The 13,722-nt window shown below is 59.6% G+C and carries 12 protein-coding genes and 1 pseudogene; 4 read left to right on the top strand and 9 right to left on the bottom strand.

Annotation, left to right across the window (positions count from 1 at the left end):
- The 3 genes and pseudogenes from KDL09_RS09695 to KDL09_RS09685 all read left to right on the top strand — a co-directional run.
- Positions 1-618 (top strand): annotated as a pseudogene (locus tag KDL09_RS09695) (hypothetical protein); the annotation flags it as partial.
- 20 nt (positions 619-638) lie between these two features.
- Positions 639-956, top strand: a complete 318-nt coding sequence (locus KDL09_RS09690) for a hypothetical protein (RefSeq protein ID WP_294384288.1) — start codon at positions 639-641, stop codon at positions 954-956.
- A 3-nt stretch (positions 957-959) separates the two neighbouring features.
- Entirely contained in the window at positions 960-1,850 is an 891-nt protein-coding gene (locus KDL09_RS09685; protein ID WP_294384287.1) for an ImmA/IrrE family metallo-endopeptidase, read from the top strand.
- 14 nt (positions 1,851-1,864) lie between these two features.
- Here KDL09_RS09685 and KDL09_RS09680 read toward each other — a convergent pair whose 3' ends face one another.
- The 9 genes from KDL09_RS09680 to KDL09_RS09640 form a co-directional block, all read right to left on the bottom strand.
- The gene (locus KDL09_RS09680) at positions 1,865-3,205 is read right to left on the bottom strand and encodes a sugar porter family MFS transporter (protein ID WP_294384286.1); all 1,341 of its coding nucleotides are present in this window, start codon (positions 3,203-3,205) and stop codon (positions 1,865-1,867) included.
- 63 nt (positions 3,206-3,268) lie between these two features.
- Positions 3,269-4,534: a polysaccharide pyruvyl transferase family protein gene (locus tag KDL09_RS09675; protein WP_294384285.1), complete on the bottom strand. Its 1,266-nt coding sequence runs from the start codon at positions 4,532-4,534 to the stop codon at positions 3,269-3,271.
- A gap of 3 nt (positions 4,535-4,537) precedes the next feature.
- Complete coding sequence (locus KDL09_RS09670) at positions 4,538-6,583, bottom strand: FAD-dependent oxidoreductase (RefSeq protein ID WP_294384283.1); 2,046 nt, start codon at positions 6,581-6,583, stop codon at positions 4,538-4,540.
- Positions 6,584-6,619: 36 nt separating this feature from the next.
- The gene (locus tag KDL09_RS09665; protein ID WP_294384281.1) at positions 6,620-7,540 is read right to left on the bottom strand and encodes a DUF4886 domain-containing protein; all 921 of its coding nucleotides are present in this window, start codon (positions 7,538-7,540) and stop codon (positions 6,620-6,622) included.
- Between the two features lie 8 nt (positions 7,541-7,548).
- Positions 7,549-7,956: a YlbF family regulator gene (locus KDL09_RS09660; RefSeq protein WP_294384280.1), complete on the bottom strand. Its 408-nt coding sequence runs from the start codon at positions 7,954-7,956 to the stop codon at positions 7,549-7,551.
- A 54-nt stretch (positions 7,957-8,010) separates the two neighbouring features.
- Positions 8,011-8,724, bottom strand: a complete 714-nt coding sequence (locus tag KDL09_RS09655; protein ID WP_294384278.1) for an aldolase/citrate lyase family protein — start codon at positions 8,722-8,724, stop codon at positions 8,011-8,013.
- A complete protein-coding gene (locus KDL09_RS09650; protein WP_294384277.1) occupies positions 8,721-9,791 on the bottom strand; it encodes an aminoglycoside phosphotransferase family protein in 1,071 nt (356 codons plus the stop codon). Before KDL09_RS09650 ends, KDL09_RS09655 begins: the two co-directional genes overlap by 4 nt.
- A complete protein-coding gene (locus KDL09_RS09645) occupies positions 9,788-10,717 on the bottom strand; it encodes a bile acid:sodium symporter family protein (protein ID WP_294384275.1) in 930 nt (309 codons plus the stop codon). The genes KDL09_RS09650 and KDL09_RS09645 overlap by 4 nt, the downstream gene beginning before the upstream one ends.
- Before the next feature lie 31 nt (positions 10,718-10,748).
- Positions 10,749-13,391, bottom strand: coding sequence for a sialidase family protein (locus KDL09_RS09640; protein WP_294384273.1), 2,643 nt, complete (start codon positions 13,389-13,391; stop codon positions 10,749-10,751).
- Positions 13,392-13,464: 73 nt separating this feature from the next.
- Here KDL09_RS09640 and KDL09_RS09635 point away from each other — a divergent pair.
- Positions 13,465-13,722, top strand: a 258-nt coding sequence (locus KDL09_RS09635; RefSeq protein WP_294384272.1) for a LacI family DNA-binding transcriptional regulator, incomplete at its 3' end; no start/stop codon positions are given.

The following is a 13,722-nucleotide window of genomic DNA, read 5'->3' as shown; positions in this document are numbered from 1 at the left end:
TCAGACCTCGACCTCCTGTGTGCGATCGGTCTGTATGCGGAAGTCGATGTCAAGGAGGCGAATTCCGCACTTGGTAAGCTTTACGAACGGCATGCTAGATTTGTTGTGAATCGACTCAAGACATTGGCAGCCTCGTATCCTGCAATCGACCCCGAGCAACTCACCCTGGACACCTTCGAGAAGGCATTTCGCCATGCAGGAGGCTTCAAAGACCAGAGTGGAAATGACGCTGACCGGCAAAGACAGCAAGTGCGGAGCTGGCTCATGGAGATAGCAACAAATCTCTTTCATGACGAACTGCGTTTGGTAAAGAACCAGGTCGCACTTCTCACCGATGCTGTGGAAAACCTTCCGGAGAATCCACTCGATGATGAGGCTGCCCCGTATGTAAAAACGAGCACCTTGCGAAAAATTGACGAAGCGTTCGTCGCACTCAATGAACAGGATGGCGATATCATACGCACCTACGCTTACTACGGTGCTCTTGGCGAAGACGGTGGAAATGTGCCTTCCGAAGTACGCGATGGCCTTATGAGACGCTACGGACTCACCGCAACAGCCCTGCGGCAACGCAAAAAGAGAGCGTTGGACAAACTTCGCGCCCAAGAATCCCGCTAATTCTCATTCACCCGCTCACCATGCCCACAATCACCGACGCCGAGATCCGCCAAGCCTTGATGCAAAGCGGTCATTTGCTCCCCACAAACGAGGACGCTGTAGCTTTCGTCGAACAGACGTACGCTGCGGAAATCGCCAGCACTTCAGTTCCTTCTTTTCAGCGCTTGCTTGATCAGATTCATGGAAAATCGACAAAGAAGGCGTCGATTCACCAAAAGCCATTCATTAGTAGTGCCATGTCTGGTCTCGCGCGCGCCGCACGAAACGGAAAAGAACTTCCACCAGAGATCATTAAGAAAATGGAGGCTGACAGAGACGCAATGGAAAATCGGGACTAACCGATGCCTGTCCGCTCGAACAAATTATCAAGGGAACGCGAGTGCGAGATTGTAGAACTCGCGGAAATGCACGCTGACGAGGCCTGCCCATCTGGAGCAGTGGACCCGCTTGCGATCTTCTCAAACGAAGAAGTGCCAGTGATCTTTGGCTCATATGGCGAAGGAACATTTGATGGAATGCTTGAGTTTAAGGCCGGAAAGTTTGCTGCATTCTGTAATATTGACCGCGGCAACGAAAAAGGGACTGCACGTGCGCGATTCACATTGGCCCATGAGCTCGGGCACCTGCTTATTCCTGAGCATCGGCTGGCATTAATGAATGGCACAGCAGCCCACTCGTCGCGTTGCGGAATGTTCGATGGAGCCGAGGATGACGAAGAATTTGAGGCGGATCTCTTTGCGTCTAATCTTCTCATGCCTGCCCGCAGGTTCGAGTTGGCAGCCAAGAAACTAGTTTCGGCCACACCCATCAAAGCAGCCTTGAGCCTCAAAGAGCAGTTCAAGACATCCATCTTGAGCACGGCCATTCGATACGGTGAACATCGAACTGAAGTAGTTGCTCTGATTTATTGGAAGGATGAGCAAATTAGTTGGCGGCGGATCCAAGATGCCTTTTTCTATCAGCACCAGTTTCGGAAATGGAAGCTAGATAAGGTTTCTCAGTTGCCGCCAGACTGTGCAACTGCGGCTGCACTGGCGGGTAGTCATTCTTCGTTAGAGGTCCACGATTCTGTTTTGAGCGCAAACTTCTGCTTTGAGCGGGTTGCGATGGGTGGACACCGAGACTTGATCCTTCGTGAGGAGGCGTTGAGACTCGGTTCACACGGAGTTTTGACCGTGCTGTCCGTTCATCCGAAGTTTCCGACAACCACTCCCCAGTCTGTGACTTGGTGAATGAGAAGTCAAACTCACACGATGCCCAGCTGTTTCTCAATGTCCTCAAGCGGCACGCCCTTCGTCTCGGGCACCATAAGCTTCACCCAGACGAGTTGCAGGACCATCATGCCGCAGAAGAAGAGGAACACCCATCCGGGAGGAAAAGCGGAGACCATCTTCGGGAAGAAGGTGGTGAGCAGCGCGGCGAAGATCCAGTGCGTGAAGCTGCCGAGCGACTGCCCGCCCGCGCGATGCTGGTCCGGAAAGATCTCCGCGATGAACACCCAGATCACCGCGCCCTGGCCGATGGCATGCGCGGCGATGAACGCGAAGATGCACACGGGCACGATGGCGTAGTGCTCGGTGAAAAACGCCCACGCGCACAGCCCCAGAGACGCGATGTAGCCAAACGATCCGATGTAAAGCAGCGCGCGGCGCCCAAGACGATCGATGAGCCACAAACCGGCGAAGGTGAAAACAAGATTCGCCACACCGATCCCGACCGACTGCAGCAGCGCGGCCTCCGCGCCGAGTCCGGTGAGTTCAAAGATGCGCGGCGCGAAATAGAGCACCGCATTGATGCCGGAGAGCTGGTTGAAGAATGCGATCAGGAAGGCCAGCAGGATGGGCACGCGGAGACGCCGGCTCCAGAACGCATGCGCCACGGTGTCGGTCGCTTTCGCGGCGGAGGTGATGTGATCCGCCTGCGCCTGAATGGCCGGCTCGTCCGCCTCCGGCTGGATCAGGCGCAGCACCGCGAGGCCCTGCGTGCGGTCGTTCTTTCGCGTCAGCAGCCAGCGCGGGCTCTCCGGCAGCGTGAAGCACATCAGCGTGTAGAGCAGTGCAGGAACCGCCTCCACGCCGAGCATCCAGCGCCAGGCATTCGCGCCGATGCCGCCGAGCAGGTAGTTCGACAGGAAGGCGACGAGGATGCCTAAGACGATGTTGAACTGAAACATGCCGGCGAGCCGTCCGCGACGCTCCGGCGGCGAAATTTCCGCGATGTAGAGCGGCGCGGCCACCGTAGACACGCCCACGCCAAGTCCGCCAATGAACCGCGCGACGATGAGTGACCACACATCCGGCGCGAGCCCCGACCACACCGCCGAAGCGAAATACAGCGCGCCCACCCAAATGAGCGTCCTCTTGCGCCCCCAACGATCCGTCGGCCACCCGCCGCACAAAGAACCAATGACCGTACCGTAAAGCGCCGAGGCCATCGCAAAGCCATGCAGACCGTCGCTCAAACTCCAGAGCGACTGGATCGTCTTCTCCGCACCCGAGATGACCACCGTATCGAAGCCGAACAAAAACCCAGCCAGCGCCGAAACGAGGGACCAGAAGAAAAGGCGTGAGGTGGCGCTTGGGTTCATCGCAGTCGGATAGAACACCATCCAGCCGCGACCGTGGCAAGATCAATCCGCGAACACGTGAACTCAGGCGCCCAGCACGCCCTTTACATGCTTCATCGATTTCGCGAAGCACTCGTGCACGTAGGCCATGGCTTTCTTCACCTTGGCTTGCGCGGCGGGATAATCGTCGTCGATGGCGAACAGCGTCTCCACCATCTTCTCGACCGGCGTTTCATCCATTTCGAGCAGCCATTCGCCGAGACCGATGTCCTTGAACATCCAGCATTTCGGCGAATGAAACTCCGAGTAGGTGTGAATGATCGGCGTGCCGTTCGCGAGCGCGATGATGGGTGAATGCGGCTCGTGGCAGACGATGGTGTGGGCGCGGGCGAAGATCGAGGCCGCTTCATCGGCGTTCCAGAAGTATTCAAGGTTCACCACGTGCTTCTGGATCTCCGGCGGCAGCGGGTCGTGGATGAGGCGTTTGTTGTGGCCCATCTCCTTGATGGTCTCCGGCGAAATCAACACCTTGCCGCCGGTCTTTTTGACCCAGCGGGTCACCAGTTCGCGATACTTCGCCGCACGGCGTTCGTCATCGGCGATCTGCTGCGGCGTGGGATGCAGCGGATTGAGTTTCTCTGGGCGAGGATCATCCACGCCCGGAGCCTTGGGGGTATTGGTGCGGATCTGAACGGTGATGAACTTCTTCTCCTGCAGCCCGAGCTTCTTCATCGTCGCGAGTCCGCGCTCGTCGTCGCGAACGTCGATGCCGAAGCAGCCGTCGGGTCCGAATTCGAGCACCGGTGTCTTGATCCCGGCGTTCTTGAGGATGTTCAGCGTCTTCGTTTCGCGTGTGTAGATGAACGACGCCGCATTGAGCAGCTCAATGCGCTCCGCCGCTCCTTCGCCCTGGACCATCGTGGGGAAAAAGGACTGGCCGAAGAGGCCGTAGGGCTTGCCGTGCTTCGTGCAGAACTTCATGTAGCTGAGGTCCTGCCCCATGCCGGAGTTGCGGATGAAGAGGTCGCAGTTTTGGATCGCCTCCTGCAGTTTGAGATCCTTCTCACCTTTGCCGTCGATCTTGCCCTGAAGAATCTCCACCTTCGGGAAGCGCGCCTTGAGCATCGCCGTGACACGTTCATCCAGCTTCATCGCCCACAGCACCACGTTCACCTGCGGCAGATGCTCCTCAATCACGCGCAGCGTTCCCGGCGTGTGGCCGATGTCACCGATGTTCACCGTGTCCCACGCGGACTGCAGCACGATGGTCTTCGGTTTGCCATCAGCAGCGAAAACGGAACCGCCGAGCGCGGCGGTGATGGAGGCGATGAAGTGACGGCGGGTGTGCATGAGTCAGTTATTGATCGGAAGAAGTTGCAGCGCATCCAGAATGACGAAGCCATCGGTGCCCGTGTTGCTGAGTGTGATGGTCGTCTCGGTTCCACCGTCGAGCTCGACCCTGCCGATGCTGCGAAACGCTTCGCCGGCGGGTAGCGGCTGGGTTTGATCGACGGTGATCTCGATCTTGCGTTCGCCGTTTTGAATCGTCACCGGCACCTTCGTCGCCCGTGTCTCGTGCGCGGAGTAGGCCATGCGCAGATCGTAGCGGCTGGATTTGGGTGCCTTGAAATGGAAGATGGCGAGGGACTGGCCATCGCCTCGCTTGTCGTCGTGCACGTAGCCGGTGCCGATGTGCGGCTTGAAGTTGGACGAACGGCTCCACGGGCCCTTGAGTTCCGCCTGCGCGTCATCGAGCACGATGCCAGGCAGCGTTTTGGGATCGATGCTCACCGTGCCTTTCGGCTCGGGCGGAAGGTCCGGCAGCACGGGCAGCTCCAGCACCTGCTTTTGCGCCAGCAATCGCTCACGCAGTGCCGGATACGGCAGCTTCTGCACCGCGAGATTCTGTTTCGCACTCAAAGCGGCGGCGATGCCCGCGCTCTGGCCGAGGATCATCCATGTCGGCTCCACGCGGATCGACGAAATGCCCACATGCGTGCATGACAGCGCCACAGGCACGAGCAGATTGTCACACTCGGCCGCCTTCGGCAGAATCGCGCGATACGGAATGTGATACGGATAGCCGTGGCGACGTCCGGCCATGCGCTGCGGCATGATCGTGCCTTCATCGACGACGAACTCATTCGTGCCGACGCGCTGGCAGTCGTGCGAATCGACGGGGAATGACGAGACGCCGATGGGATCGTCCTTCTTTGGATCATCCATGATGTCCCTCTGCGAAATGATGTATTCGCCGATCATGCGCCGCCCTTCGCGGACGTAGAGTTGAGGCGACCAGTGATCGTAGGCGGGGAACTCGTCACGGCAGAGGCCGAGTTGCGCGTATTCCTCGCGAATGTGCGCAGGCACAGCGGCGTCTGTGGTGAGGAAGTGATACATCTCGAGGGTGTACTGCTTGTGCGCCTCCCAGATCTTCGCGCGTCCCGCTTCATTCGCCTCACTCCAGCCATTGCAGGCACCGACGAGGCCCATGGAGAACTGTTTTCCGATGCCGTTGTTCGCATCAAACTTGTTCCCCGGCAGCGGATACAGATCCCACAGCAGATGCGGACGTTTCTCCTGCGCGAAGTAGCGCCGCAGGATTTCAAAGCGCGCCGGATCGTAGTTCGCGGGTTCCGGAAACGGCACGCGGTTCGCGGCATCCTTCGTCACGCAGAGACGGAAGCTGTAAACCATCACGTTTCTGTCGCCCTCATCCTCCGGACCGGCGTCCGTCGTCGTGATGAACGGTAGCGGCTTGCCATCGGCGTCGATACCGGACATCGCCATCTTCGCCTTCGGATACTGCTTTCCGGCGAGCGGTTCGCCGAACTCCTTCCGCCCTTCGCGGCCAATCGTCCAGCTCACGCCCGAGGCCGCCATCAGATCGCCTTCATAAGTGCCGTCGATGAACACCTTCGCGGTGAAGTCGCCGTCTCTCGTCGCGATCTGCGTGATGCGTGTGCCGCTTTTGACCACGCTTTTCAACACACGCTTCGTCAGCACCTTCACGCCCGCTTCATCGAGCATCTCCTGCGTGATCTTCGCCGCCACATGCGGTTCATAAGTCCAGTGCGTGTGGTCCTTCACGCTGACCTGATAAGGCAGTTTCACACCGCGCTGCTGATAGTCCTTCTCGACGCGTGCGTGCCATTCATCAAAGAGTCCCATCACGGTGCTGCGCACCGTTTGATTCGAATCGGAAAAGCACAGGCCGCCCGTGTTCACACCGCCCACATGCGCCGTCGGCTCAAGCAAGATGACCGAGGAACCTTCACGCGCCGCGGCGATTGCCGCGCAAAAACCTCCCGGCGTGGCCCCATACACAATCACATCCGCCTCCGTGGCGGCATGCGCAGACAAACTGAAGGCGAGGAGAAAGGCGGCGATGCGTGTCATGGCTTCCACAAGGATGCAACGCCCGCCTTTTGGACATCATTTCATCCGCGCCTGCACCGCTTGGTGTGCCGTCTCCTGCAGGAAGCGGGCGAAGTCGGCGTCGAGGCCTTTCGGGATGTAGCTGTTTCCGATCACGCTGTCGCCGAACAGCACCTCATACCAGACACAGGCGCCGAGATACTCGCCCGCCATGTTCGCGTGATGGCCGTCCAGGCCGAGAGTGATCTTCGTTCCGTCCTTCGACTTCGACCAGCGCCAGCCGACGTGCAGCGAATGGGTCTGGTCGGGCAGTTCGGGTTGCTTCGCTGTTTTGGAATTGAACGGCTTCGGATCGGGTTTGTAACCCCACTTCGGATCCGTGTCCGCGAGATGGAAGGCGTCGCCAGTCGGAATGATGCGCGCGCCGTATTCCGACGCGAGCTTCTCATAGGAAGCACGCAGTCCATCGTACATCGCCTGCTGCGTCTTCGGTTCGCCAGGCTTGGGCTCCTTAACAGAGAAACGCGGATCGTCCACGCGATACTCCCACGTCTCATGCACGAGCAGCTTCGCCTGCGGCGCGTGCTTGGCGATGTAATCATGCAGGAAGCCCGCATACGGCTGGTAGGTCGCGTAGTCGTGGCTCTTGATGCTCGCCTGCTGGATTGTGACGTAGTCCCACTTGTCGAGCGCGAGGTTTTCCTTCAAGCCGCGACCGCTGGTATATAGCCCTGCCTTGTCCTGCGGTTTCTCCTCGTGGAGCTTCGCCTTGTCCGCATGCACCTGCAACGACGCGCCACCGATGACGAGCGAGTTGTGAACAAGTGTATGCTCGCCCGCCTTCGCGAGGTCTCTGAGGTAATGTGTCGCGTTCGCGGAGAAGCTGTTGCCGATGGTAAGCAGGCGAACCGTCTGGGGTTTGCCCGCAAACGACGAGGTCCAGACCAGCAGCGCAGCGAAGAGGACGAACACTCTCATGGCTCCGATCAATGATGGCATCCGCAGCCTTCACCACAGCCGCCCTTTTTCACCATCTCCTCGGGAGATGGCACACGGCCGCTTTCGAGGCTCTTGCCGACAAAGGTGTTCACCGCTTCGGCCACGCCGCTGAGCACGTTTTGCGCGCCGAGGAAGCCCGCAATGATCTCATTGCCCTCGCAGCGATCCTGCAGCGCGTTGAAACGGCTGATCTCATCGGCGGTCGGCTCTTCGTCCTGATGCTGCTTCTGATGCAATGAACGGCCCAGCGTGGCCATCTCGCGATAGAGCGCCATTGCTGATTCGTCGGCCAGAAAGGCCTCTGCTTGAATGCGGGCGCTTTTCACTTCGCCGTCGGCCACGAGGGCTTCGCAAAGCTCGATAATCTTGGATTGGATGAGGGGGGATGCAGTCATGGGGAGGCGAGGTTAGGCCGGAATCGCCGATTCAAAGGGAAAAGTCGGACAATTTCACCACGCCCGTGCCGTCTCGAGGTTCCGCCTGAAGCCCTCGCGCACGAGGGAGAGGTCGGAATCCATGGCAGTCCAGGTGAAGCCGAGCGCCTTGAGCTTCTCCTTGTCGTCGATGTGACGAACGAGAATGCCGCAGCCTTTGCCGTGGTCTTTGGCGGCTTTCACGATCGTGTTCACGCAATCGTCATAACTGTGCGGCGACTTCCGCGCTTTGAGATCGTAGGACAAATCAGCGGGACCGATGAACAAAGCGTCGATGCCTTCCACGGCGGCGATGGCGTCCGCGTTCGACACGCCTTCCGCCGTCTCGATCTGCGCGAGGATGATCGGCTTGGGCATCTCATCGCCGGGAAGACGCATGCCGTAGCCGTAAGCGCGCACCGTGCGTGAAACACCACGGGTTCCCTTGGGCGGATAGTAGGCCGACTTCACGCAATGCTCCGCCTGCGCCACGGTGTCCACGTGCGGCACCATGATACCGTCCGCGCCCCAGTCGAGCACGCGGCTGATCAAATCGGGATGCGGCGCGCTCACTCGCACGATGCCGAGCGTCTGGCTGCCGCGCAGACCGCGCAATTGATTCGGCAGCGCGGCCTCGGATTCGCAGCCGTGCTCGAGATCGATGAGGACCCAGTCAAAGCCGCATTCCGCCGCGAGCTCGGTGACCGCGGGTGATCCGATGGAGATGAAGGTGCCGATGTGGTTTTTCATGGTTGGAGAATGTCGAGGCCGCAGCCCTCCCGCAAGCCGCGCAATGCGAGCGCTAGCCGTGCGAGCGTGAATGCGCGCAAACTCGCGCCCGAGGAACCGCTGCCGATGAGAAAAAAGCCGCTGTCGCGATCAAAGTAACCCGCACCGACGCGGATGACAGCCTTCACGATCATGTTCCGCAGCAAATGCAGCCAGAAGCGACGCAGATGATGCTCCGGCAATGGGCGAACACTTTGATACCCATCGAAAGCGCATCGCAGGAAGTCCTCGTCGTGAAAGCACGCGAGCAAAGAGAGGTCGTCCATCGGATCGCCGCTGATCGCGTCGTCGAAGTCGATGAAGGCGGCGATCTGACTCTCGCTGCCGAGGATGTTCCAAAGCGCGAGGTCTTTGTGCACGAGGCAACCACGGTCGAGTTGAAGCAGCGCCTGATGATTTTGGATCTCGGCGGCGATTTCATCACGCTGCTCTCTGTTCAAGAATCCTCGCGTGACAAGGAAGTCGAGATGTTCATCGAGCCGCAGGCGGAAGTAGTCGGCATACGTCGTGTGATAACCTCGCAAGGATTCATCGAGCACGCCGAAGCCCTCCAACGTGATCGACTGCCACTTCGCCACGGCCACGCCGATGTCGAAGGCGATGCGAGACACATAGAGTGCCCCCCGCTTGAACCAGTGATTGAGATCGGGCGCCGCAATTCGCTCCAGAGCCTGCCACGCGAACGGCACGCGGCTGCGCGTGGCATCACAGCCAAACACACGCGGCGTCAGGACGCCCGCAGCACGCACGCGATCCAACAACTCCGACTCCACGGCAAGTTGACCATCTTTTTCCGGACCGTTCTCGACACGCACAAACATCGTCCGGCCATCCACGTCGGCGTACCAGGTGAGGTGATTGCCCTGCCCGGCTCCAGCGCTCAGCGTGACTGCTTTGGCATCAAAGTGCTGCCGCAAGTCCTCGCGAAGCTGTCGCTCGATTTCCGCATCGGATTCACCTCGCGTTTGCGTTCCATGAAACGCCGCGGGTCGATCACATTTCCAGTAGTAGATGTCACGACGGCTCATTCGACAGAACGACGTTTCCACCAGGAGGCGATGAGACCGCCGACGATGTTTTGCATGACTCCGCTGAAGACGGAGGCCGCGGCGGCGAGCGGCATGGTGGGGAAGTGCTGCTTCGCCAGCGATGCCGCCATGCCGCCGTTTTGCATGCCGACCTCGATGCTCACGGTTCGGGCCACGGACTCGGGATAGCGCAGGACTTTGGTGACGAAGTATCCAACGCCGAAGCCGAAGATGTGCAGGAGGAAGGCGGAGAGCGCGAGCTTGCCGAAGTTCGCCGCGATGGCCTCCGCGCTCGCCGCCACGATGCCACCGGTGACCAGCGTGAACGCGATCACCGCGACGGTGGGACCACAGGCACCGATCTTATCCGCCGTGCGCGGCAGCTTCCACCGGATGAGCACGCCGAGCATCACGGGTGCGACGACGAGTTGCAACGCGGAGAGACACAACCCCAGCTTGTCCACCGGCACATACGTCCCCGCGAGCCAGCCCGTCCATAACGGCGTGAATACAAAGGACATCACCGTCGAGCACAGCGTGAGGATGACCGAGAGCGCGACATTCGCCCGTGCGAGATAGCTGATCATGTTTGACGCCATGCCGCCCGGACAGCTCGCCACGAGAATGATGCCGACGGCGAGGCCGGGCTCAAGCTTCAGCAGCCATCCCACGAACCAGCCGCACAATGGCATGATCGTGTATTGCGATGCGAAGCCGAGCGCGACGCAGCCCGGCATTTTGCCGATGCGCCGAAAGTCATCGAGGCTCAACGTGAGTCCCATGCCGAGCATCGATGCCGCGAGCGACCACAAAATCCAAGGCTTGTCGAACCACAGCATCGTCTGCGGTTTGAAGAACGCAACGATCGCGAGGCTCACGAGCCACACGGGATAGAGGTTGTTGAACCAGTTGAAGAAGCGCTGCATGTCCGGTGATACCAAGGTGGCCCGTCTGTGATCAAGGTTTGAATTCGCGAAGTGATGCGCCGTCGCCCTCGATCAGCAGCACCAGCTTCCGAAAGCTGAACCGCTCTCCTGCCTTCACGGCTTTGCGATAAAGGCTCACGCGATTGATCTCGCCGGGGAAAAGCTGCGTTTCGGGTACATCGACCTTTGTGAAACCGGCTTTTTGCAGCGCATCCTCCTGACTTGCCGCTTTGGGTCGAATCGTTGGTGTGAGCGCGTAAAGCGTTCCCGGTTTGGAGACTTCGACATCTATCTTCTCGATGCTCGTGCGCAGGAACGGCAGATCACGCACCGCGTCGGGCATTTGGTCGATGACATACTCGCGATCGGTGAAGAGCTTCACGCCGTGTTTCATCATCGCAGGAGCGGGCGGGGGTGGTGGCGGCCAGTCGATGCGCTTCTGACCCTTCTGCGACTCGAACTCGCCGACGACCTCGAGTTTGCCAAACATGATGCGCTCTTTGCGCGACGCGTCCTTGTCGCCCTGCGTCACGGCGAGCCAGATGTCGCCCTCGTGCTCGTGGAAGGTCGGGTATTGGAAGGACTTCGGTGTCTCGAAGCGGTATTTGCGCTGCCACGTTTTGCCGTCGCGCGAGATGTCCACATTGAAGACGCTGCGATTCACCCCTTGGAACTTGGTCGCCTCCTGCCAGCCGAGGTAATAGACGCCGCCGAACTTGTCGAAGGTCGGCTTCGAGTTCGCGCCGTTCGGCACCTGCGGCAGTTCCGTGCCGATGCTCCACGTTCTGCCATCGGCGCTGGTGGTGAAGTGGTAGTTGCCCTTGTCGTTGCGGCAGATCGCCATCCACGTGCCGTCGGGCAGACGATTCACCGCAGATTCGCTGAGCTGCTCAGCCTGTGGCTCATTGAAGTGGCCGAGGACTTCGAAGGTGATGAGATCATCATGCGCGAGCGCGAGCGCGTTTTGTTTCCCGCTGAAGTTGTTCAAGGCGACGTAGAGCTTGCCTTCGAACTTCTTGAAGGAATCGAAGATGAAGAAGGACGAGTCGCTGGCCTTCCTGGCGAAGCCCTGCGCCGCGGCATCCGCATGAAAATACTGCGGCTGGAAATCAAACGTTCCCGCCTCGGTTTTGATTTTCGCCTTGTGAATCGTCGGTGCAAAGTCGTCGCGCTTCAGATCGAAGTCGCGATACCACATCTGCGACTGCCGCTTGCCCGGATCTTCGCTAGTGAAGTAGCAGCGCAATGTGTTCGCATCTTTTTGCACGATGCGCGGAACGAAGCACGCACCGACGGGGAGCGTCACGTTCTCAAACACCTGCTCGCTCTGCGCGAAGTCGATGACCTTCTCCAGCTTGAGTGTCTTCAGATTCACGATCGACATCGTGGCATAGATGAACGGCCACCCTGCGCTCTCGCCCGCCTTCAAGTCATTGGCTTCCGTGACGATGTACGCACGCTCGCCCACACAGACAAACTCCGCATCATGCGCACCCTTCACGCGAGGCGCAGAGGTGTTGATGAGACGTTGCATGACGATGTCGCCCGCCAGCGCCGGATCCCAGTTCGCAGGGAGGAGCTTCGGCTTGTCGAGCCTGCTGATGATCTGCTTCAGCGTCACCTCGCCAGACACGTTCTTCCCGGCCACAACGTCTTCTTCCTTGAATTTCGCCAACAGGATCTCGCCTGAGCCCTGACGATCGCGGTCATAGGTGATCCAGATGAGCCCGTCTTTGTCCTGCACCCCGTCGGGATAGGACACGCCATTGCGCTCATCGAGCAGCAGACCTTCATTCCACGTCGCGCCGTCGTCGGTGGAGATCTGTGCGGTGAGATGGCTGCGACCGGTGAACTTGAAGTGGTTCACGAGCAGCAGATTGCCGGAGGCGAGACGGCGAATGAAAAAGCGCGAGCCGGGATTCGTGATCGTGCTTTGCACTGCCTTGCTCCACGTGCGTCCTTTGTCTTCCGAATGGCTTTCCCAAAGGAAGCCGCCGCCCGTGCGCGTGAGCAGCCAAAGGCGGCCGTCCTTCAGTTCGGTAATCATGCACTCCAGCGCCCAATGCGGCGCTTCGAGCGCACCGTGCAGCTTCCACGTTTTGCCGCCGTCCGTCGAAATGCCGACGCCCTGAAGCTGTTTCGGACCGGCGAACCAGTCCTCAATCGGTTCGACCGCGTGCGTGACGGGCATGATCCATTCGCCGGAAGAAAGCACCGTCGGCTTGTTCATGCGGAAGGCATACGGCCCTTCGTAGCCGACGCGAAACTCCGCGCCGAACACCGGCGGCGCGGCATCCGGATCATCGCAGATGCGCGCCCACACATCGTGCTGCGCGGTGTCCTTGTTGCCACGATTGAAGATGTACCAAAGCCGTCCCTTCGGATCGATCCACAGCGTAGGATCAAAGCAGCGCGTGCCGCCCTTCGGCAAACCCATCGCCTGAGGCGTGGTGAAGGTCTTCGCCTGATCATCGCTGTAGCAAAGCAGCACCATGTTCTCAGGTGCGGGCTCTTTGGGACCACCCGTAAACCAGGATGCAAACACGCGGCCTTTCGCGGTGCGTTCGATCCCGGGGATACCCTGCCAGGTGTGCGCCATTTCGAAAACTGGCGTCTCCGCGAAAGCGGAGAACGAGGCAAGCGCCATAAGCGAAAGGAAGAATCGATGAACCATGATGGGCAACCAAACGAAGTGAACCGGAGCATTTAGCCCATTGAACGAGTCGCTGGCGTGTTATGGTAACACCATGCCGACCACACTGAAAGACATCGCCCTCGCCACAGGTGTTTCCTTGATGACGGTGTCGCGCGTGTTGCGCGGAGCGCCGAAAGTGTCAGCGGAGAAGCGGGAGCTGGTGCTGAAGGAGGCGCGGTGGCTCAACTACCAGCCGGACCCGCATCTGGCGCGCATGATGCAGGTGGTGCGCGGCAAGAAGCAGACGCGTGTGCGGGCGGTGGTCGCCGTGATCCGCGAGCATGTGCCGCAGGACGGGCTGCTGGGGCCT

The organism is Prosthecobacter sp., from assembly GCF_020439865.1.
In the GTDB taxonomy this organism is placed as follows: Bacteria; Verrucomicrobiota; Verrucomicrobiia; order Verrucomicrobiales; family Verrucomicrobiaceae; genus Prosthecobacter.
This window is presented reverse-complemented; position numbering and strand designations above follow the sequence as displayed.

Coding starts and splice junctions, on each gene's coding strand:
- KDL09_RS09690 (WP_294384288.1), top strand. CDS start 639: ATGCCCACAATCACCGACGCCGAGATCCGCCAAGCCTTGATGCAAAGC.
- KDL09_RS09685 (WP_294384287.1), top strand. CDS start 960: ATGCCTGTCCGCTCGAACAAATTATCAAGGGAACGCGAGTGCGAGATT.
- KDL09_RS09680 (WP_294384286.1), bottom strand. CDS start 3,205: ATGAACCCAAGCGCCACCTCACGCCTTTTCTTCTGGTCCCTCGTTTCG.
- KDL09_RS09675 (WP_294384285.1), bottom strand. CDS start 4,534: ATGCACACCCGCCGTCACTTCATCGCCTCCATCACCGCCGCGCTCGGC.
- KDL09_RS09670 (WP_294384283.1), bottom strand. CDS start 6,583: ATGACACGCATCGCCGCCTTTCTCCTCGCCTTCAGTTTGTCTGCGCAT.
- KDL09_RS09665 (WP_294384281.1), bottom strand. CDS start 7,540: ATGAGAGTGTTCGTCCTCTTCGCTGCGCTGCTGGTCTGGACCTCGTCG.
- KDL09_RS09660 (WP_294384280.1), bottom strand. CDS start 7,956: ATGACTGCATCCCCCCTCATCCAATCCAAGATTATCGAGCTTTGCGAA.
- KDL09_RS09655 (WP_294384278.1), bottom strand. CDS start 8,724: ATGAAAAACCACATCGGCACCTTCATCTCCATCGGATCACCCGCGGTC.
- KDL09_RS09650 (WP_294384277.1), bottom strand. CDS start 9,791: ATGAGCCGTCGTGACATCTACTACTGGAAATGTGATCGACCCGCGGCG.
- KDL09_RS09645 (WP_294384275.1), bottom strand. CDS start 10,717: ATGCAGCGCTTCTTCAACTGGTTCAACAACCTCTATCCCGTGTGGCTC.
- KDL09_RS09640 (WP_294384273.1), bottom strand. CDS start 13,391: ATGGTTCATCGATTCTTCCTTTCGCTTATGGCGCTTGCCTCGTTCTCC.